Genomic DNA, 19,664 nt, shown 5'->3' with positions numbered 1-19,664 from the left:
GCCCGACCCCGGCCACTCGTATTGGCCAGCCTGGTGTCCGCACCGGTTTCCCGAGCCGACAGCGTACCGACCGCGGACCGGTTGGCGAACCCGGACATCGAGACACGCCACGTTCCGGCCCGGCCCGGGTGCCGACGATCCGTGTCCCGACGGCGGTTGCGGCGCTCACCTGCCGCGACACTCCACCGGGTAAAGTGATCACGGTCCCGGTCCGGCGTTAAGGTACCCGGATGGAAAAGCCCACCGTGGGTCTGGTCGACGGTCCGCCGCCGGCCGACCTCGTCATCGAGGACATAACGATCGGCACGGGCCAGGAGGTCCAGCCGGGCCAATGGGCCGTGGTGCACTACGTCGGGGTCTCGTTCGACACCGGCGACGAGTTCGACTCATCGTGGAACCGCGGCTCGCCGTTCAGCTTCCCGGTGGGTGGCGGCAAGGTCATCGAGGGTTGGGACCGGGGCGTACTCGGGATGCGGGTCGGCGGCCGGCGCAAGCTGGTGATCCCGCCGCAGCTCGGGTACGGCAACCAGGGTGTCGGCAACCGGATCAAGCCGGGCGCCACCCTCGTCTTCGTGGTCGACCTGGTCGACGTGAAGTTCTGACCCCGGGGTTCTGACCCGTTTCGACCCGGTCGGGGCACGTCCACCCCGGCAGACCGGCCCCGGACGCCGTCGGCGTCCGGGGCCGGTGACCCCGGCCCGGACCGCGCTCAGAAACCGAGCGCGGTCCGGCCACCCACCACCGGCAGGGTCAGGCTGCTCGACGTCGCCAGCACCGTCAGCCGGGTGCCGGGCAGCGGCAGCAGCGTGTACTCCTGGTCACTGGAGAAGATCACCAGACCGAACCGGTGCCCCGAACGGAACACGTAGTCCTTCGGCTCCATCGTCCAGCGGTAGTCGGCGAGGCGCCCCGGCCGGAGCGGCCGGCTGTGCGCCTCGCTGGTCCGGTTCTGCGGGTCCAGCCAGCCCCGGCTCACCACCACCGGCGCCTCGGTCGAGCCGACCGGGCCGTAGTCGACCAGGTAGCCGGTCAGGTTCGCGGCCGTCCGGTTGTCGACGGAGAGCCGTACCCGCAGCTCCGGCCGGCCCGAGATCCGGACGTCCCGGCCCAGCGCCGGGGAGGTGTAGACCAGCCGGTTCGGGTTGGCGGTGTCCGGTCCGGCCACCAGTTCGGCCGGGGTGACGGTCCGTCCCGAGTCGACCAGGCTCTGCGCGGCCCGACCCCGCCCACCGTGCCCGACCAGTCGGCCCGGCGCGGTCGCGTCGCTCGCCGAGAGCCCCAACGACACCTCCCGGGCAGCCGGGTCCGGCCAGTCCCGGTACGTGGCGTAGACCCGGTCCTCGCGCTGCACCACCGCCCTCGGCTCGGCCATGATGTCGTTGTCGACGCCCCACAGCCAGTAGTCGAACCAGCGGTTCTCGGTCTGCTTGTAGGTCCACGACCGCCCGTCCGGCAGGGTCACCGTGGCGGCGCTGCCCGGTCCACCGTGGCCGCCCTGGTGCAGCCACAGCTTGCGCGGCACGCCATACCGGTCGAGCTGGTCCCACCAGTCGGCGAACTGCCCGGTCTTCACGTTCCAGTCGTTGAGCCCGTGTACGACGAAGACGCTGGCCCGGACCTTGCGCGCCCCGGGCAGGTAGTCGCGCTCCCGCCAGAACCTGGTGTAGTCGCCGGTGACCCGGTCCTGTTCCTCGGCGATCTCGGCGATCTCGTCGGCACAGGTCCCCGCCGAGCGGGCCCGCCCGGCGGTGTACATGGTGAGGATGTCGGCGTCCTCACCCTGGTATCCACCGGGCGCCACCACCAGGCCGTTGGCCCGGTAGTAGTCGTACCAGTTGCTGATCGCGGCGACCGGAATGATGGTCCTGAGCCCCTCGACGCCGGTGGTCGCCACCATGTTCGGCAGGGTCCCGTTGTAGGAGACCCCGGTCATCCCGACCGCGCCGGTGGTCCAGCCGGCCCGCACCGGTGCGCCGCTGGCGTCGTACGCCCGGGCCCGCCCGCCCAGCCAGTCGATAATCGCCTTGGTACCCAGCGTCTCGGCCGAGTCACCGCTGGTCGGGCAGCCGTCGGAGTCACCGGTGCCGACGCTCTGCCCCAGCACCACCGCGTAGCCACGCGGCACGTAGTAGTCGTCGAGCTGGCCGGGCAGGTTCGCCTTGGCCCGCAGGATGCCCGGTTGCTCGGCCCGCCGGGCGGGCGCGCCGGGCGACGCGCTCTGCGGCAGGTCATCGACGAGGACGCTCGGATAGGGGACGTCGCCCCAGGTGTCCTTCCAGTACGGCGAGTGCTCCAGGATCACCGGTACCCGCAGGCCCTCGGTGTCGGTCTCCCGGGGCCGGGAGATGTCCGCCACCACCCGGTCGCGCCGGCCGTCGTGGTCGGTGTCGAGCGGAGTCTCCACCCACACCCGCTCCTCGATCGCCTCCTCGAACGAGAAGACCGGCTGGGTCATGCCGTCCTGCACGACGATGCCCGGCGGCGGCGCGGCCGTGGCGGCGCGGGCCGGTACCGGTGCCGCGACCAGGGCCAGGCCGACCGCGTACGCCCCGAGAATCCTCACGGGACCTGCTGATGGCATGGAGTTGCTCCTCTCGACCAGTCCTCGTGGGCTGGCGCCCGGCGCCGCGCTGCCGGCCCGGCGGACCGGTTGTCGCGGTCGTCGGAGCGAAGCACCGTCCTCACCGGACGGAGTAGCGCATTCCAGGGTTGTCGGAATGGTCGGGCGGGCCGCGCCGAGAACGGCTGACTACGACGGACAAGAGACTGCCGATGGTGGGAACATTGACGGCCCATCCTAGATAGCCCAGCCGGATACGTCGATCGGTGGGGCCGCCGGTCAGTGAACCTTTCGCGCGGTTCAGGGGAGAGAGTTCGCCTGGTCGGCCCGGATCGTCAATCGGGTCCAGGCACCGAGGTAGACACGGTCGCCGTCACCGAGCGGGACCGGGGCGTTCGCGACGATCGGTGGCGTCGACGGATCGTTCAGATAGGTGCCGTTGGCGGACTCCAGGTCCACCACGGCCCAACCGTCCGGCTGCGGGAGCAGCAGCGCGTGCAGGTGGGAGACCCCGGGATCCACGGGCGGGCCGATCAGGTCGATATCCGGGTGTACGCCTCGGGATCGGCTGCGGCGACCGACCAGCAACTGCCGGGGTTCCAGGGTGAACCGGCGAGGCACGACGAAGCGGGGGAAGGTGAGGCTTCCGGCGTCCGTACCGCCGAACGATCGGACGAGGTCGAAGTATTCGGAGTCGGCGTCCACCACCAGTTGCCAGCCGGCGCCCGGCCCGGGCGCCTCGCTGCCGGCCTCCGGTGCGGTACCGGCCGATGCGGGGACGACCGGCGGGGCGAGCAGGAAGTCGTAGCCGTCCTCCTCGCAGAACCGCCCCACCTGCGGGGTGCCGCAGACCGGGCACGGCACGGCCGGGGTCGGTTCCCGCGCGGCTTCCGCCGCACCGCCCGCCGGCTCCACCGGTACGCCGACCTCCGGCGCCGGAAGCGGCCCTGCGGCGCCGTCCGGAGCCGGGCCGGCGCCGCGACGCGGCATCGGTACGCCGCAGACGTCGCAGTAGTCCACCGTGGACGACTCGTGTCCGCGGGGGCAGGTGGCCGCCGTCACCGGCTCACCCCTGCTCCTTCTTCACCCGCACGGTCTTCACCGACCGCACGTCGGCCAGCTCGGCGTCCAGCGCGGCCACCTGCCGCTTGAGCCGCACGGTGCCGGTCGGCGCGTCGATGACGTCGACGACCCGGCCGAGCAGCATCGCGGTCTCGTCGTGTCCCGACTCGGCGGCCAACTGCACGGCCCGTCCCAGCCGGGCGGTCGCGGCGTCCACGTCGCCGGTTTCCCGGGCCCGCAGCCCCTCCTGGATCGCGGCGGCGAGTTCGGCCTGCCCGGTGTAGTGCGCCACCTGCGGGCTGATCCGGGTGGAGAGCGCGGTGTCGTCGGTCCACCTGGCCAGGATCAGCCGCTCGGTCAGCACCTGGCCGGCGGCGACCAGGCTGACCCGGGCGGCCAGCACCTCCTCACCGACCGCGTCGGGTTCGAGGGTCACGGATATGTGGTATTCGCGCGTCTCCGCTCCCCACGCGCCGGTCGGATAGTCCCCGATCCGGGCACTGACCGGGAAGCGGCGTGCGGTGAGTTCCTCCACGTGCGGAAAGACCTGCTTGACCGTGCGTACGGTCGAGCCGGCCGGACTCCAGATCCGCAGCGCGACGTCCGCCACCCGCTTGCCCATCGCGGCCGCCGTCATCGCCTGGAACGCGGCCGGCAACTGCGCCGGGTGTTCCAGCCCGTCGGCCGTGCCGAGCAGGGCCGAGGCGATGGTACGCAGCTCGCTGGCCACCCAGCCGCTGCCGATGCCCCGGCTGTCGCAGACGAACCGGCCCGCACAGACGGCCAGCATCCGGCGCAGGTCTTCGGGCGTCTCGTGCTCGTTGCGCCCGTCGGTGAGCAGGATCGCGTGTCGTACCTCGGTGGGGCGGCTCGCGAAGAGCCAGTTGGCCAGGTCCAGCCAGCGGCCGATGGCGGTGCCGCCGTCGGCCCGCAACCCGGCCACCGCCGCCTTCGCCGCCGCCCTGGTCTGCGCGTTCGCCGGCACCATCCCCGGTTGCACCGGGTAGACCATCCGGGCGACCGCGCTCCCGGAGACCACCGCGAAGGCCACGCCGTCGCGCAGGGTGTCGATCGCTACCGCCGTGGCCCGCTTCGCCTCGGCGAGCTTCGTCGGCGGCATCGCCATCGATCCCGAGGTGTCGATCATGATCACCTGCGCCGCCGTCGGGACGGTCGCCGGATTACGCAGGTCCGGACCGGACGCGGTCACCGTCAGGATCGCATCCACCACCTGGCCGCCGGCCGGCAGGTACTCGTTGTGGTCCACCTCGGCGACGAACTGCGGTACCCCGGTCACCCGCCCGCTCCCCCCGAACCTGCGGCGGGCGGGAACGGCAGGACCGCGACGGCGATGTTGTCGTGTCCACCTGCCTCCGCCGCGAACCTGGTCAGGTCCTGGGCGATCGCGATCGGCGTGGCACCGCCCGGTCCAGGTATCCGGGCCGCCAACGCCGCCGCGTTCGGCAGGTAGTGCGAGAGCCCGTCCGAGCAGATCACCAGCCGCCCCGGCCGCCCCGGCTGGAACGTCACCACCTGCGGCTCGGCGTCGCTGGAGTCCGCGCCGAGCCACCGGATCAGCGCCTTGGAGGTCGGATCCTGCTCGGCGCCGGGCGGCACTGGCCGCCCGGCCCGGATCTGGCCGACCACCGAGTCGTCCACGGTCAGGCAGACCGCCTCGTGCACCGCGCCGTCCGGGCCCAGCCAGTAGGCCCGGCTGTCACCGATCCAGCCGACCGTGACCGAGCCCGCGGTGACGACGGCGGCGACGAAGGTGCAACTCGGCGGCACCTGCCCGTCGTCGTGCAGTGCGGTTGCCCGGGCAGCCTCGGCCGCGGCCCGGCCGGAGGCCACCACGGCATCGGGTGCGGCAGCGCCGTTGCCCAGTGCGGAGAGCATCGTGGCCAGAGCTGCCTCCGCTGCCGCGTGCGCCGCGAGGTCGGCGCGGAGCGAGGTCGACACCCCGTCACAGACCACCGCCGCGATGGTCTGGCCCAGTCGGCCGACCGTGACCGCGTCCTCATTGCGCCGCCGCCGGGCCCGGTCGGTGACGGCGGCGACCGACCCCAGATCCAGGTCGGCACGGTCCCGGCCCACGGACGAGCGCCGTCCACAGTGGTCGCAGTGACCGGAGTCGCCGGAGGGTGGGGTACCGCAGCCCGGACATGGTTGGCCGACCGCACGGGACGAGAGCCAGGTGCCGGGTGGGCTGGCCGGGCCGGGCGGAGCGGCCGGGCCGGGCGACGGCGCCGCACCGGTCCACCCGGATGAACCGGCCGGTGCGGCCGGGCCGGTCCAGCCGGACGGGGCGGATGGTGCCGGCGACCCGGACCAACCGGGCGGGGCCGGTGGTGCCGGCGGTCCAGACCAACCGGGCGGGGCCGGTGGCACCGGTGGCCCCGCCCAATCCGGCGGCGCGGGTGGCGGCGGATAGCCGGCCTGGTTTTCCGGTGCGCCGGGTTGTGCGGGTACGGCCCGGCCGGCCGCACCGGGGTGCGCGGCTGGCGGTACGAACCCACCCCGCTCCCCCGGCTGACTCTGGGCGCCGGACGGTGTCGACGCACCCCAGCCCGGTGCACCGGACGGAGTGGCCGCACCCCGGCTCGCCGGCGGTACCGCTGCGACACCGGACGCGCTGCTCCAACTCGTCGTCGGCGGCTGACCGCCCGGATCGGCGCGCCAGTCGGAGGCGGCTGGTGGAGCCGGTACCGGGGCCCGATCGCGCCCATCGGTTCCGGGCGGTCCCGACGGTGCGGACGGGCCGGTGGGACTCGACGGCGCGGACGATCCGGTCTGACTCGACGATCCGGTGGAACTCGGTCCGCTCGGCCTCGACGATCCGGTCGGCCCGGCCAGCGCCTCCAGCCGGGACAGCGCGGTCGGCCCGGAAAGGTCGGCCAGCCGGAGCAGTTCGGTCGACTCCGGCACCTCGACCGAGCCGGATGCCTCCGCCCGGCCGGTCGTGGTCGCGGTGGCCGACCGGGGCGACTCGGCCGGAGCGAACGAGCCGGTCGCCGGGGCGGCCCAGCCGGACGACCCGGTCGGCTCCCCCAGCGGTACGCGCTCCAACTCCCGGCCGCAGACCTCGCAGTACCGGTGTGCCGGGTCGTCGGGCGCGCCGTGCTCGGGACAGGGCTTCGGCATGCTTCCGGCGGCGCCGGCTCCGACGGCGGTCACACCAGTGTCCTCGGTCGGACCGCGTTCGCGTGATCGACCAGCGCGATCCGCAGCTCCGGGTCGCGGGAGAGCTGGGCCAGTGTCCGGTACGCCCGTTCCAGCCCGAACCGCAGGCCGCGCTCGGACAGCTCGTGCCCCAGCACCCGAGCCGCGGAGGTGGGCGCCGACCGGCTGCGTACCCAGGCCAGGGCCACCTCCAGCACCTCGATGGTGAGCCGGGTCTGCCGTTCCACGTCCAGGCCGAGCCGCTCCAGCCGGGCGGATGCCCGTAGCAGGTCGTCCGGCCCGGTGGTGCCCGCCGCCAGACCGGGCAGGCTGGCCCGGACGGCGGCGACCTGCGCGGCCACGTGCTGACTCGAACTGTCCGGCACCTGGTCCAGTACGGCGAGCGCACCCGCGCGGTCGCCGACCAGGAACCGGATCCGGGCCAGCCCGAACGCGGCGCTCAGGTAGCCGTGGTCGACCCGCCACACCCGGTCGTAGAGCCGGGTCGCCAGTTCCCGGTCGCCGGTGCACTCGGCGCTCACCGCCAGCGCCAACCGGGCCGCCGGCTCACCCGGCAGGACGTCGTAGACCGCGTCGAAGGCGACCCGGGCCTCGGCGGGACGGTTCGCGGTCAGCGCCGCCAGGCCCCGGTACCAGTCCACCCGCCAGTCGAACGGGTCGGCCGCGGCCAGCCGGTCCAGGTCCGCGGCGGCCCCCGCCAGGTCGCCGCCCTCGATCCGGGCCCGGGCCAGCCGCAGCGCCACCTCCACACTGCGGACCGGCGCCGCGGTGAGCTGCCGGACCAGCTCCGCCGGGTCGGTCGCGCCGAGCGAGGCGAGGAAGCCGGCGCCCGGGTCGAGCACGTCGACCTGCGGCAGCGGCAACGCGGCGGCGACCACCGGCGGCGCCGGGGCGATCGCACCGGGCGGGACACCGCCCCCGGCGCCCCAGGCCCGGCCCGCCACCGCCCGGCCGACCTCGCCGGCCTCGGTGCCGAAGGCACGCCGCTCGGGCGTGAACTGCCGGGACACCGCCGGCCGGGGCACACCGTCGGCGGCGGAGAGCACTTCACGCAGCACGCCGAGCAGTTGCTCGCTCATCTCCCCGGCGCTCTGGAAGCGCCGGTCCGGATCGGGGTGGGTGGCCCGGCGCAGCAGCCGGTGGTACGACATCTCGGCGGCGAACAGCGGCGCGTCGGCCGGTTCCGGCAGCCGGTTGGCGTACGTGGTGGAGAAGCCCCGGAAGTCGAGGCTGAGCACGGCCAGCGCCCGGCCGACGGTGTAGATGTCGGAGGCGACCGAGGGACCGAGGGTGCCGACCTCCGGCGCCTGGTAGCCGGGCGTGCCGAAGATCGCGCTGGCGCTGTCGTCGACGTGCCGTACCGCGCCCAGGTCGATGAGTTTGAGCTGCTCCTCGGCGTGGATGACGTTGTCCGGCTTGAAGTCGCAGAAGAGCAGGTTGCGGTCGTGCAGGTAGTCCAGCGCCGGCAGGATCTCGATCCCGTACGCGATCACCTCGGGCAACGGCAGGGCGCGCTGGCCGGTGTCCCGGCGCCGGGCCAGCAGCATGTCCCGCAGCGACTGGCCGCCGACGTACTCCATCACGATGTAGCCGACCGGGGTGCCGGTGCGCGGGTCGGGGTGCTCCACGAAGTCGTGGATCTTGACGATGTTGGGGTGGTCCAGCTCGACCAGGAAGCGACGCTCCGCCACGGCCGAGGCCATCGCGTCCTCGTCCGAGGTGTTGATCAGTCCCTTGAGCACCACCCAGCGGTCGCTGACCGTATCACTGACGTTGCGGTCCCGGGCGAGATAGATCCAGCCCAGCCCGCCGTACGCGAGTGCGCCGAGGATCTCGTACCGCCGGTTGATCACGTCGCCCGGGCCGAGCCGGGGTAGGAAGGAGAACTGGGTGCCGCAGTGCGGGCAGAAGCCCTCGGCCCGACCCGGGCGGTCGTCCCGGCCCCGTCCCACCGGCTTCTCGCAGCTCACGCAGTACCGTCGCGACTCGGCGACCTTCGGCTCGGCCATCACCGCTGTCGCCGGGTCGCGCAGCGGCACCCGGGCGATGTCGACCAGGCCGGCGCCGAGCCCACCCCGGAACGCACTCCGGGAGCGGCTGGAACCCCGCGAGCCGGAGTTCGAGGTGCCCCGGCTCGGCATGGTGCTGCTCCCGGTCGAGGCCGGTCCCCGCCCGGTGCCGGTCGATGCCGGGCCCCGTCCGGCCGATGCCGGTCCCTGCCCCGTCGACGCTGGCCCGGGCCGGGGGCCGGTGGAGATCGGCGCCTGGCCGGGCGGCGCCCCGGCCTGTCCCGGCACCGAGCCGTGCCCGGACGGCGCGAGTCCCGGGCCGGTGCCCGTGGAGACGCCCACTGCGGCGGCTGGCACCGACGCCCGGCCGGTTCCGGTCGGCACCGACGCCCGGCCCGCCCCGGTGGGCGCCACGGACCGGCCGGTACCGGCAGACGCCGCCACCTGGCCGCTAGCCGTCCCGGCCTGACCGGTAGCCGTCCCGGGCTGACCGGTAGCCGCCGGGCCGGTAGCCGCCGGGCCGGTAGCCGCCGGGCCGGTAGCCGCCGGGCCGGTAGCCGCCGGGCCGGTAGCCGCCGGGCCGGTGTTCTCGGGTGCGGCCGCCGATCCGGCCGGTGCGCGCCGACCGCACTCGTCACAGTAGCCGTCGGGCAGGTAGGAGCCTGGGCAACCGGGCCGCAGGCAGCGGGTGCTCATGGAAGGGCTCCCTTCGCACCGGGCGCCGGGCGCTCGGCGAGATCGTTGAGATGACGCTGGTACGCGACCACGGCCCGGGTCGCCGCCGACAGATCGCACGGGCTGGTGTAGAGCAGGTCACGGGCCCGCCGGTACCGCTCGGAAAGCTCGGGGTGCTCGATCAGGCCGAGTCGACCCGCCTTGGCCCGGTACGCGTCGAGCCGCCCCCGCAGTTCGGCACGCCGCCGCAGCAGCCCGTCCGCCGCCTCGTGCGACTCGGCCATCCGGCGGCGGGCGGCCGCCACGCCGCGTTCGAGCGCGGCCAGTTCCGTGCCGACCTGGCTCCACCGGTGCTCCCGGTGCACCTGGCCGAGCTGGGCGAACTGGGCACGCAACGCCGGAGTTGGATCCGGCGACGGGTCCGGCAGCGCCGAATTGGCGATCTTGTCCTGCGCCAGGGCATGCGTGCGGGCCGTCTCGGCGGCGGCCCTGGCGAGTTCGTCCAGTTCGGTCGCCAACCGCGCGGCCCGTCCGGAGTAGCCGTCGCGTACCTCGGTCAGCTCGGCGAGCCGACCGGTCAGGGCGGCGACCTCGATCTCGAACCGCCGCAACCGGTCCCGAAGTGCGGTCGCGGTCGGTCCGGTCCCGGTCACGCCGAGCGGGTCGGCGAGCGCACCCAGGTACGCCTCCTCGACCGCCCGGTCGAGCCGGTCGAGTTCGTCTCGCGACGACGGCGCGGCATCGGTTGCGGCCGGACAGCGGGCGTCCCCCAGATCGCCGGGTCGCTCCGCCCCGCTCAGCGCGACGGCCTCCGCCCGCAGCCGCCGCAGCGCGTCGGTGAGCTGCCCGAACCATCCGGCGAGCCGGGACCGCGCGGCTTCCAGCCGGGCGAGGGTGCCGGCCAGTGCGGCCGCCTCGGTCTCGATCCGGCGCGCGAGTGCGGACAACCGGATCCGTTGTGCCGGTACGGCGGCCGGGTCGTCGAGCACCGTCCCGTCGGCGTCGAGCGCGACCAGCGGGGCACCGAGCAACTCGCCGAGTTCCCGCAACTCGATGTCGCCGGGCCGGGACCGCCGGGCGCGTACCTCGCGGGCCTGGCCGAGCAGGGCACCGAAGGCGGCGAACTGGGACCAGAGCGCGCCGGTCCGGGCGAGCACGTCGGCGCCGACCCGGGCGGTCTCGCCGGTCGGCCGGGTGTCCCGCAGCAGGGCGAGCTCGGGCCGGCCGTCCAGGGCGTACAGCGCGGCCGAGGCCCGTTCGTGTGCCGCGCCGAGCGCGCCGAGCAGCCGGTCGACCTCGGCACGGCCCATCGGGGACGGCGGCGGCACGGTCATCGGCGCGACCAACCGCCTCTCGTGGTGCCGGCCGGCGCCGACGGGTGACCGCCGATGCCCCGCCACTGCGCCGGAAGGTCCACGAGACACGCTAGTCCCGGTAACGCGCGACCGGTGGCGCGGGCGCCGGGCCCAGCGACGTCAACCATCGGGTGTAGAGCCGGGTCCAGGTCCCGTCGGAGCGGATCTTGGCCAGTACGCCGTTGACGAACCGGACCAGTTCCGGCGCCTCGCGGGAGATCGCCACCCCGTACGGCTCGTCGCTGAACCGCGGGCCGACGACCTCGGTGTTCGGGTCCTGCGCGGCGAGCCCGACCAGGATGCTGTCGTCGGTCGAGACCGCGACGACCTGGTTCTGCTGGAGCAGCACGAGGCAGTCCGTCCAGTTGACCACCGAGACCGGCACCGTGCCCTTCTCCGCGATGTTCCGGATCGAGGTGCTGCCGGCCGCCGCGCAGACCTTCTTGCCCCGCAGGTCCTCGATGGTCTTCACCCCGGAGCCACGGTTGACCAGGACGCGCTGGCCGGCGGTGAAGTATTCCGTGGAGAAGCTGACGTCCTGCCAGCGTTCGCAGTTCATCGTCATGGTCCGGACCACCATGTCGACGGTGCCCTCCTTGACCACCTTGATCCGGTCGGCCGAGCTGATCGCCCGGAACTGGATCCGGCCCGGGTCGCCGAAGAGACCCCGGGCGATCTCCCGGGCGATGTCGACGTCGAAGCCGGTGAGTTGACCGGTCCGCGGATCGCGGAACCCGAACTGGTAGTTGTTCTGGTCGACGCCGACGATCAACCGTCCACGCTCGACGATCTCGGCCATCGCCGTGCCGGACGGCATCTGCCGGGGACGGGGCAGCGTGCCGGACGGCCGCAGGCTGGCCCGGGGGTTGCACGAGCCGGACGACGCCGCCGGACCGGTCGGGACGACCGCCGGGTCCTGCATGCCGACCGGCCGGGGCGGGTCGGCATGCATCTGGCTGTCGGGGAGCGTCGGCTCGTCCGTGCCGCATCCGGCGAGACCCGCCGTGGCCACCACCACGAGGATGCCGGCGAGGAACCGGCCGGCGAGATGCCGGTGTCTCATCGATACTCCACAATCCGCTGCTGCATGCCCACCGCGGCCCCGATCAGCAGGACGAGGCTCAGTCCGACGATACCGATGTCGACCCCGGTCAGGGCCCGGCCGGCGCTGACCGCCTCGCGTTCGAACCGGTCTCCGTTGTGGGTGATGGCCAGGGCGAGCGCCTCGTCGAACTGGTTGAAGATGGCGGCCGTGGTCTGCTCGCCGGTGCCCACCGTGGCGGCCACCGCCTTGGCGTACTCGCCGCTGTCGTCGAGGGTCCGCACGTTGCGGTGCGCCGCCGACCACTCCCTGCTCCGGGCGATGGCGGCCTCGACCGCCTGCCGGGTGGTGTCGTCCGGAGCGGCCGCCCGGGCCTGCGCCAGCAGTCCGCCCGAGCCGTCGGCGCCGGCGAGTCGCTCCATCACGACACCGTAGTTCTCCTCGAACGCCGCGCCGTTGCCTCGGGCGACCAGGGTCAGCGCCTCGTCCGCACGGGCCTGCAAACCGGCGATCCGGGCCTCGGCGAGCAGGTTGACCTGGGCCGAACCGGAGTCCCTACTGTCCCGCAGGTTTCCGGCCGCGACCAGCGCCGACCCGGTCAGCCAGGCCATCAGCAGTACCGTGGCACCGGTGCCGACGAGCAGCCCGACGTTGAGCAGCCGGTTGGTACGCCGGGTCAGGTGGATCTGCGTCAGCACCAGCGCCGCCAGGGTGAACAGGGCGAGCAGCACCGCCACCCAGGGGAAGCCGGCCGCCCGGTCCCGCGCCTCGTCCAGCTCGGTCGAGGCGGTCGCGTAGAGCTCCTGGGCGGCGGGCAGCAGTTCGTCGCGCATCAGGCCGGAGGCTTCCTGCAGATAGGCGACGCCCAGCGGCAGGCCCTGCCGGTTGTAGGTGCGGGCGGTTTCCACCAGCCCGCTGTAGACCGGAAGCCGTGCCGTGATCCGGGCGACCGCCGCGGCACCCCGGCTGTCGTCCGAGACCGCGGCCGAGACGACGGTCAGCGCCGAGGCGGCGTCGGCCAGGTCACGCTGGTAGCGGTCGCGCAGCGCGGGCGGTTCGAGACCGTTGGAGAGGAAGGCGCTCGCGGCGGTGGCGTCGGCGTCGGACAGCGCGCGGTAGAGGCTCTGTGCCGCCACCGCCAGCTCGCCGCTGCGGGCGGTGACGCCGCGGACCAGGTCCGCGCGCTGCCGTACGCCGACGAACGCGACCACGCCGGTGAGCAGGCCCAGCACGACCACTCCGGCCAGGATCGCGGTGAACCGGCCGGGCGTGCGGCGCAACGGCGTGGTGATCCGGCGCAGCATGTCCGGCGGGCGGGGTTGCGGCGGAACGGCCAACCGGCCTGGCGGGACAGCCACCGCCGACCCGTGCGAACCCACCCGAAACCTCCCCAACACCGCACCGGGAACCAGCCGACCGGACGTGGCCCAGGCGGTCAGATCTTGAACGACCGGCTTCAAGGTAACCAATCGGCTCAACCGGTGGGGGGCGGCCCGCCGGTGTCGGCGACCCTACCGGCCGCCACCGACGACCACCTCGTGCGCGGTCCACTGTAGCCAGTCGCTCGGATCCGGAACTCCCGCGGTGCCGCTCCGGGAGACCCGGCGGCCAGGGCCCCGCCAGGACCGGTCCAGGTGCCCGCCCGGAGAGCCGGGCACGGCAACGGCCCGGGCGGCGTGCCGGACCGCCCGGACCGGGAGTCGACCCGGGCGGGCCGCGCCGGGTGCTGCGGCGCGGCCCGCCCGACGGTCAGCCGGTGGTCCAGACGTACGTTCCGGCGACGGTCGCCGCCGCGCCGCCGGCGTACCCGGGGACGAGGCCGCCGGCGAACAGCGCGTCGACCCGGGCCGCCTCGGCCGCGCTGGGGTACGCGTTGCGGCAGGAGACCGGGGCGCTGCTGCCGGACATCAGATCCGAACAGAGTCCGGTACGCCGGTCGGGCAGCCCGAGGATGTGCCCGAGTTCGTGGGTCGCGATCCGGGTCCGGTCGTACCCCTGGTTCACGGCCTGCCAACCCATGTAGACCCGTCCGGAACCGAGCCCGGTGACGTACGCCCGCGGCCAGCCGCTGTCGACGTAGATCGTCACCGTCGCCGGCGTGCCGGCGACCAGCCGCACGTTGCTGACGCTGCTGTTCCAGATCTGGGCGGCCTGGGTGAAGTTGGTGGTGAACTCCCCGGCCCGGCTCGCGTCGTAGTAGACCGTGCGCACCGGCGCGGCGGTGGCCGGCGCGGCGGCGACCTGGACCCCGACCAGCGAGGTGGCCAGGGTCAGCAGGCCGAGCGTGGCCCGGAGGAGGTGGCGTCTGAGCATGACGACTCCTTATGGGAGCGGGGAAGATGAGGATCCGACGCCCTCGATCGATGCTCATTAATCTAGGTCCCCGACCCGCCGGCCGGCGCATAGCAGTTGCCTCATACCGGGCAGCCGGGCAGCCCGGCACCGCCGGGCAGCCGGGGAGCACCGGCACGCCGGGCACGCCGCAGTGGCGACCGGGCCGGTCGCGCGGCCGCGGGAAGAGCCGTCGAGCGCCCGGGGCGAGCGCGGGGGTGGCGCGGTCCGGCGGGCCGACCTGGTGCTGCCGACCGCTCGGGGCGGGGCCGGCGGGCGGGCGGCAGGGATCGGCGGCGCCGACGACTCCGCCGGACCGGAGATCGACATCGCCCGGTGGACCCGAAACGTAACCTGGCCGAAGACGCGCCGTCGCGAACGTCGACCAGGGTGATAGGGCTAACCTGGATCGAACGTCCGGCGTCGCCGGCGGGGGTGGAAGGTGGTAGCGGGATTGTGCTGGCGGAGGAGAACCACGTGACCACGCCGTCGCGGACCGGGCGCCCGGCGGTGATGACCGACGTGGCCCGGCTCGCCGGAGTATCGCACCAGACGGTCTCCCGGGTGATCAACGGTCATCCACGGGTCCGGCCGGAGACCCGGGACCGGGTGGTCCGGGCGATGGCCGAGCTGAGCTACCGGCCGAACGCGATGGCCCGGGCCCTGGCCAGCCGCCGCTCCCGGGTGCTGGGAGTGGTGAGTTTCGACACCATCCTGTTCGGCCCGGCCTCCACACTGCTCGGCATCGAGCGCGCCGCCCGGGCCGCCGGTTACGGGGTCAGCATCGTCACGCTGGAGAAGGTCGACCGCCGGGGCGTACTCAGCGCGGTCGAGGCGCTGGACGGTCAGGGTGTGGACGGGGTCATCATCATCGCGCCGCAGATGGCGGCCGCCGCCGCGCTGCACAGCCTGCCCAAGGGCATGGCGGCGGTGGCCGTCGAGGCCGGCCAGGACAGCGGGCTGCCGTCCGTCTCGGTGGACCAGGTCGCCGGGGCCAGACTCGCCGTCCGGCACCTGCTCGAACTCGGACACCGCACCGTGTGGCACGTCTCCGGCCCGAGCGACTGGCTGGAGGCGGGTGACCGGATCATCGGCTGGCGGCAGACGCTGGAGGAGGCCGGCGCCGCCGTACCGCCGATCATCTCCGGGGACTGGAGCGCCCGGTCCGGGTACGCGGCCGGTACCGCGCTGGCCGGCAACCCGGACGTCACCGCGGTCTTCGTCGCCAACGACCAGATGGCGCTCGGTCTGCTGCGCGCCCTGCACGAGCGGGGCGTCCGGGTACCGGCCGACATCAGCGTGGTGGCCTTCGACGACATCCCGGAGGCGGAGTTCATGCTGCCGCCGCTGACCACCGTCCGGCAGGACTTCGACGAGGTGGGCCGGCGCGGCATGGCGACCCTGCTGCAACTGCTCGACGCCACCGGCCGGACGGGCGGGCCGGTCCCGGTGCTGCACAGCGCCACGCCGATCGAGCCGACCCTGGTGATCCGGCAGAGCACCGCCGCGCCGCCGGCCGGCCGGAGCTGACCGGGCGAGCCCGACCGGTCCGGACGGCAGCGCACCGACACCGGCTGGGTTGACCGTGCCGGGCCGGCCCGACCGGGCGCGCGGTCGCCCCGGCCAGGCCGGCGACATGGCCAGGCCGACGGCATCGGGGGTCACGCCGCCCGGGTCCGCGCCCCGGTCGCGGCGGCGCCGTGACAGGGGCAGCCGACCGCCGCGACCGCGCCACCCGGCGCCTCCTCGGACATCGCGGCGGCCGCCTCCTCGACCCCGCGCAGCAGACCGTCCAGCGCCGCCCGGTCGAGGTAGCGGCCCCGCACCACCACCCCGTCGATCCGCCGGGTGTTGCCGATCTCGGTAAGCGGATTCGCATCCAGCACCACCAGGTCGGCGGCGGCCTGCCGGGCGATGCGGCCGGTACGGGCACCGAGGAAGCTCGCCGGTTCGGCGGTCGCGGCGTACAGCGCGGCCATCGGGCTCAGCCCGGCCTCGACCAGGTACCGCAGTTCGTCGTGGACCGAGAAGCCCGGGAACAATCCGCAGGTGCCGACGTCGGTGCCGACCATCAGCGGTACCCCGGCCCGGTGCAGCTCGCCGACCATCCGGAGCCGGTGCGCGAACATCGCCGCCCACTCCGGGTCCTCCGCCGGAGAGCGGTCCTTGAGATACAGCTCGTCGAGGGCGTACTGCTGGCCGGCGAGCATCGGCGCGGGCAGGTAGCGGACGCGCGGATCGGCGTACAGGTCGAGGGTGCGCGCGTTGTCCAGCCCGTGGTGCATGGCGAGGGTCGGCACCTGGCGGGTACGACGAACAGCCAGCCGCGCGAACACCCGACGCGCCTTGGCCGGGCTGAACGTGTGCGCGGCGAGCCATTCCACCGGGTGGATCGCGGCGAACCAGCCGCTGTAGTCGCCGGTCTCCAGCCGGATCCGTCCGATCTGGGCCCGGAGCTGCTCCTCCGCACTCGACGTGTCGATGGCGGCCCAGAACACGTGCTCGACGCTCGCCTGCCCCAGCGTGGCCGCCTCGGTGATCGGCAGCTCGTCCGGGCAGTGGCCGGCGAACTCGACACCGAGCCGACGGCACTCGGCGGCGATCGCCCGGTACGACGACGGCGACAGCCGGGAGTAGACCTTCACGAAATCTGCCCCCTCCGCCACCACCTGGCGGACCGCCTGCCGGGCCTGCTCGGCGTCGGCCACCGAGAGCACGCTGAGCATCGTCGGATCCCAGATCGTCGGTGCACCGTCGACGATCCGGCTGCCGATCGTGTAGCGCGGGCCGAGCAGGGTGCCCGCCTCGATCCGGCGCCGCCAGTCGTGCACGGCAGCCGTACCGGACATCTCCCGGACCGTGGTCACCCCGTTGGCCACGCAGAGCGCCGGATCGATCTGTTCGGCGTACCCGTGGGTGTGCATGTCGGCCAGGCCGGGGATCAGGAACCTGCCGCGCAGGTCGACCACGGCGGCGCCGTGCGCCACCCGGACCTGGCCGGTCCGGCCGACCTCGGTGATGCTGTCGCCGCGTACCAGCACGGTCGTGTCAGGTCGGACCCGCCCGGACGCCGGGTCGATCACGGTGGCGGCGGTGAACGCGATCACCGCCTCCGGTGCGGCGGATCCGGAGTGCGCGGACTCCCGGCCCGGGCCTGCGGTCGCCGCGCCGGCGGCCAGCGAGGTACCGGCGGTGGCACCGACGGCGAGACCGGCGACGAGCACGTTGCGGCGGGAAAGCTTCGTTGTCATACCTGGAATCGTCGCGCCGACCGGGCGGCCGGTCACACGTCCTGCCACCCGGAGCGGGGTGGTCCTAGGTCCACCTCCGCCCCGCGACTGACCGCTGCCGGCGGGAGCGGGTCCAGGGCCGCCACGGCGGTCACGAGGCCACCCGTTCCGTCAACCCCGGTTGACAGAAACGATGCTGTCAATCTAGGTTGACAGCGTTGCCGGGTGCCGCTGGACCCGCGGCGCCCGACCGGACCCGACCGCCGGCGGGCGCGGCGGGCGCCTCCGGCATCACCTGTCGGGCCTCCGTCCGAGAGACCTGGAACACCCGGACCGGCCAACCCGTGGGAGCGGAACATGTTCGAGCGGTTCACCGCGGACGCCCGCCGTACCCTCTCCGCCGCCGTCGAGATCGCGGCCGAGACCGGGGCGGCCCGGGCCGGTCCGGAACACCTGCTGCTCGGCCTCGCCGCCGACGGCCGGGGCACCGGTGCCCGGATTCTGGCCGGCTACGGCGTCACCACCACCGTGCTCCGGGCGGCGGTGAGCCGACCGGCCGGCCGGAGACGGCTCACCGACGACGAGATCTGCGCTCTCCGCGCCGTCGGCGTCGACGCCGAGGAGGTGTTCCGGCGCATCGAGCAGGAGTTCGGCTCCGCCGCGCTGCTCGACCGCCCGGGACCGCCGGAGCGACCGCGCCGGCACGGCTGGCTCGCCGGGCCGCTCGACGCGGGAGCCAGGAAGGTCGTCGAACTGTGCCTGCGCGAGGCGATCGCCCTGCGGCACCGGGAGATCGGTTCCGGACACCTGCTGCTGGCGCTGCTCCGCCACGACCGCCTGCCCGGCTCGGTGTCAACGACCCTGAGCCGGGCCGGCGTCACGTACCGGGACGCCCGGCGCCGGGTGATCCTCGCCCTGCACCATCCAGGGTGACCCGCGCGTCGCCGGCGGTGGACCGGCCCGCCGGTCGTGGAGCCCGGTCGACGGTCTCCGGAGGTACCTCACCAGGTGCGCTCACCACGGCGACGCCACCGGCGCCCCCGGACACTCCTGTTACCCTCGCCCGATGTCGGAGATCGACTCGATACCGGAGATCGACCTGCGTCCGGCCACCGCCGCAGACGCCGAGGCGGTCGCGACGATCTGGGCGGCCGGCTGGCGCGACGGGCATCTGGGGCACGTGCCGGAGGCTCTCGTCGCGGTGCGTACCCCGGAGTCGTTCCGGGCACGGGCCGCGCAGCGCGTCGGCGACACCGTGGTGGCGGTCGCCGGCCCGGACCGGCAGGTGGCGGGCTTCGTCATGGTGGTCGGCGAGGAGGTCGAGCAGGTGTACGTCGCCGCGTCACATCGCGGCAGCGGTGTCGCCGGCCGGCTGCTCGCCGAGGCCGAGCGGCTGGTCGCCGCCGGTGGTCACCGGCGGGCCTGGTTGGCGGTCGTCCCCGGGAACAGCCGGGCCCGACGGTTCTACCAGCGGTCCGGCTGGATCGACGACGGGCTGTTCGACTATCCAGCGGTGGTCGGGGACGGCACGATTCCGGTCCCCTGCCACCGGTACGTCAAGCCGCTCTGAACCGGCATCCGCCGGCACCGAAGGATGTACCGGTGGGATAACCGCTCGCCCCACCGCCCCCGCGATGCGAGGATCGCCCGGGTGTCGACGTCCCGTTCCGAACTGCTGCGCTGGCAGTTCGACCTGACCTGGTCGCTGTTCGAATACCACCTGGAGCGGCTGGAGCCCGCCCACCTGCTGTGGCAGCCGGCCGCACACTTCTGGACGGTACGTCCGGACGGCGCCGGCCGATGGCGGCCGGACTGGTCGGACACCGAGCCGGATCCGGTCCCGGTTCCCACCGTCGGCTGGCTCAGTTGGCACATCGGCTGGTGGTGGAGCGTGACCGTCGACCACGCACGGGGGCGGACCCCACCGGACCGCGCCGAGGTCGACTGGCCCGGCGACGCCGTGGCGACGGTCGCCTGGTTGCGCGCCCTCCGCGCCGAATGGCTGTCGGTGCTCGACGGACTCACCGAGGCGGACCTCGACGAGACAGCCCCGTTCCCGTGGCAGGGCGACCCGGCGCACACCGTCGCGCACATGGTCGCCTGGGTCAACGCGGAGCTGATGAAGAACGTCGCCGAGCTCGGCCAGCTCCGGCTGCTGCACGACGCGCGGGCGGCGGCCTGACCCTGGTCCCTTCGTGGTCGTCGCCTGCCGGTGCGCCC

At 74.1% G+C, this 19,664-nt stretch carries 16 protein-coding genes and 1 pseudogene; 6 read left to right on the top strand and 11 right to left on the bottom strand.

All coding sequences use genetic code 11. The annotated features are described in order from the left end of the window. Nucleotides 1-230: 230 nt before the first annotated feature. Entirely contained in the window at nucleotides 231-602 is a 372-nt protein-coding gene (locus AAH979_RS08965; protein WP_130462889.1) for an FKBP-type peptidyl-prolyl cis-trans isomerase, read from the top strand. Between the two features lie 107 nt (nucleotides 603-709). Here the strand turns inward: AAH979_RS08965 and AAH979_RS08960 are convergent, their stop codons facing one another. From AAH979_RS08960 to AAH979_RS08940, 5 genes are all read right to left on the bottom strand, one after another. Further along, nucleotides 710-2,563: a Xaa-Pro dipeptidyl-peptidase gene (locus AAH979_RS08960; protein WP_346257586.1), complete on the bottom strand. Its 1,854-nt coding sequence runs from the start codon at nucleotides 2,561-2,563 to the stop codon at nucleotides 710-712. 297 nt (nucleotides 2,564-2,860) lie between these two features. Continuing rightward, nucleotides 2,861-3,622, bottom strand: coding sequence for an FHA domain-containing protein (locus AAH979_RS08955; protein ID WP_346257585.1), 762 nt, complete (start codon nucleotides 3,620-3,622; stop codon nucleotides 2,861-2,863). Between the two features lie 4 nt (nucleotides 3,623-3,626). Then, a complete protein-coding gene (locus AAH979_RS08950) occupies nucleotides 3,627-4,919 on the bottom strand; it encodes a VWA domain-containing protein (RefSeq protein WP_346257584.1) in 1,293 nt (430 codons plus the stop codon). Continuing rightward, entirely contained in the window at nucleotides 4,916-6,796 is a 1,881-nt protein-coding gene (locus AAH979_RS08945) for a protein phosphatase 2C domain-containing protein (protein ID WP_346257583.1), read from the bottom strand. The genes AAH979_RS08950 and AAH979_RS08945 overlap by 4 nt, the downstream gene beginning before the upstream one ends. Then, nucleotides 6,793-8,943 carry a tetratricopeptide repeat protein gene (locus AAH979_RS08940; RefSeq protein ID WP_346257582.1) on the bottom strand — a complete coding sequence of 717 codons (2,151 nt, stop codon included), beginning with the start codon at nucleotides 8,941-8,943 and terminating at the stop codon, nucleotides 6,793-6,795. Before AAH979_RS08940 ends, AAH979_RS08945 begins: the two co-directional genes overlap by 4 nt. Between AAH979_RS08940 and AAH979_RS08935 the strand changes: the two genes are divergently transcribed. Beyond that, nucleotides 8,942-9,280 (top strand): hypothetical protein, encoded by a 339-nt coding sequence (locus tag AAH979_RS08935; protein WP_346257581.1) that lies wholly within the window; start codon nucleotides 8,942-8,944, stop codon nucleotides 9,278-9,280. The genes AAH979_RS08940 and AAH979_RS08935 overlap by 2 nt on opposite strands. On the opposite strand, the gene AAH979_RS08930 is transcribed toward AAH979_RS08935, so the two are convergent. The 5 genes and pseudogenes from AAH979_RS08930 to AAH979_RS08910 form a co-directional block, all read right to left on the bottom strand. Beyond that, on the bottom strand, nucleotides 9,263-9,442 hold the full coding sequence (locus AAH979_RS08930) for a hypothetical protein (protein ID WP_346257580.1): 180 nt from the start codon (nucleotides 9,440-9,442) through the stop codon (nucleotides 9,263-9,265). The two genes, AAH979_RS08935 and AAH979_RS08930, sit on opposite strands and share 18 nt — an antisense overlap. Before the next feature lie 61 nt (nucleotides 9,443-9,503). Further along, nucleotides 9,504-10,820 (bottom strand): hypothetical protein, encoded by a 1,317-nt coding sequence (locus AAH979_RS08925; RefSeq protein ID WP_346257579.1) that lies wholly within the window; start codon nucleotides 10,818-10,820, stop codon nucleotides 9,504-9,506. Nucleotides 10,821-10,911: 91 nt separating this feature from the next. Continuing rightward, nucleotides 10,912-11,904: a glutamate ABC transporter substrate-binding protein gene (locus tag AAH979_RS08920; protein WP_346257578.1), complete on the bottom strand. Its 993-nt coding sequence runs from the start codon at nucleotides 11,902-11,904 to the stop codon at nucleotides 10,912-10,914. After that, nucleotides 11,901-13,262, bottom strand: coding sequence for a hypothetical protein (locus AAH979_RS08915; RefSeq protein WP_346257577.1), 1,362 nt, complete (start codon nucleotides 13,260-13,262; stop codon nucleotides 11,901-11,903). The genes AAH979_RS08920 and AAH979_RS08915 overlap by 4 nt, the downstream gene beginning before the upstream one ends. 448 nt (nucleotides 13,263-13,710) lie before the next feature. Further along, a pseudogene (locus AAH979_RS08910) lies at nucleotides 13,711-14,196 on the bottom strand (snapalysin family zinc-dependent metalloprotease); the annotation flags it as partial. A gap of 495 nt (nucleotides 14,197-14,691) precedes the next feature. On the opposite strand from AAH979_RS08910, the gene AAH979_RS08905 reads away from it, so the two are divergent. After that, nucleotides 14,692-15,744 carry a LacI family DNA-binding transcriptional regulator gene (locus tag AAH979_RS08905; RefSeq protein ID WP_346257576.1) on the top strand — a complete coding sequence of 351 codons (1,053 nt, stop codon included), beginning with the start codon at nucleotides 14,692-14,694 and terminating at the stop codon, nucleotides 15,742-15,744. Between the two features lie 131 nt (nucleotides 15,745-15,875). Here the strand turns inward: AAH979_RS08905 and AAH979_RS08900 are convergent, their stop codons facing one another. Beyond that, on the bottom strand, nucleotides 15,876-17,465 hold the full coding sequence (locus AAH979_RS08900) for an amidohydrolase family protein (RefSeq protein WP_346257575.1): 1,590 nt from the start codon (nucleotides 17,463-17,465) through the stop codon (nucleotides 15,876-15,878). A 336-nt stretch (nucleotides 17,466-17,801) separates the two neighbouring features. Between AAH979_RS08900 and AAH979_RS08895 the strand changes: the two genes are divergently transcribed. The 3 genes from AAH979_RS08895 to AAH979_RS08885 all read left to right on the top strand — a co-directional run bounded on the left by AAH979_RS08895 (nucleotide 17,802) and on the right by AAH979_RS08885 (nucleotide 19,626). Beyond that, on the top strand, nucleotides 17,802-18,377 hold the full coding sequence (locus AAH979_RS08895) for a Clp protease N-terminal domain-containing protein (RefSeq protein WP_346257574.1): 576 nt from the start codon (nucleotides 17,802-17,804) through the stop codon (nucleotides 18,375-18,377). Nucleotides 18,378-18,510: 133 nt separating this feature from the next. Continuing rightward, nucleotides 18,511-19,014: a GNAT family N-acetyltransferase gene (locus tag AAH979_RS08890; protein WP_346257573.1), complete on the top strand. Its 504-nt coding sequence runs from the start codon at nucleotides 18,511-18,513 to the stop codon at nucleotides 19,012-19,014. An 81-nt stretch (nucleotides 19,015-19,095) separates the two neighbouring features. Beyond that, complete coding sequence (locus AAH979_RS08885; protein WP_346257572.1) at nucleotides 19,096-19,626, top strand: DinB family protein; 531 nt, start codon at nucleotides 19,096-19,098, stop codon at nucleotides 19,624-19,626. Nucleotides 19,627-19,664 lie beyond the last annotated feature (38 nt).

Origin of the sequence: Plantactinospora sp. ZYX-F-223 (genome assembly GCF_039649625.1) — a bacterium.
Lineage (GTDB): Bacteria > Actinomycetota > Actinomycetes > Mycobacteriales > Micromonosporaceae > Plantactinospora.
Note: the sequence above shows the minus strand (reverse complement) of the source record. Positions and strands in the feature narration are given on the sequence as shown.

Coding starts and splice junctions, on each gene's coding strand:
- AAH979_RS08965 (WP_130462889.1), top strand. CDS start 231: ATGGAAAAGCCCACCGTGGGTCTGGTCGACGGTCCGCCGCCGGCCGAC.
- AAH979_RS08935 (WP_346257581.1), top strand. CDS start 8,942: ATGGTGCTGCTCCCGGTCGAGGCCGGTCCCCGCCCGGTGCCGGTCGAT.
- AAH979_RS08940 (WP_346257582.1), bottom strand. CDS start 8,943: ATGCCGAGCCGGGGCACCTCGAACTCCGGCTCGCGGGGTTCCAGCCGC.
- AAH979_RS08925 (WP_346257579.1), bottom strand. CDS start 10,820: ATGACCGTGCCGCCGCCGTCCCCGATGGGCCGTGCCGAGGTCGACCGG.
- AAH979_RS08920 (WP_346257578.1), bottom strand. CDS start 11,904: ATGAGACACCGGCATCTCGCCGGCCGGTTCCTCGCCGGCATCCTCGTG.
- AAH979_RS08900 (WP_346257575.1), bottom strand. CDS start 17,465: ATGACAACGAAGCTTTCCCGCCGCAACGTGCTCGTCGCCGGTCTCGCC.
- AAH979_RS08895 (WP_346257574.1), top strand. CDS start 17,802: ATGTTCGAGCGGTTCACCGCGGACGCCCGCCGTACCCTCTCCGCCGCC.
- AAH979_RS08890 (WP_346257573.1), top strand. CDS start 18,511: ATGTCGGAGATCGACTCGATACCGGAGATCGACCTGCGTCCGGCCACC.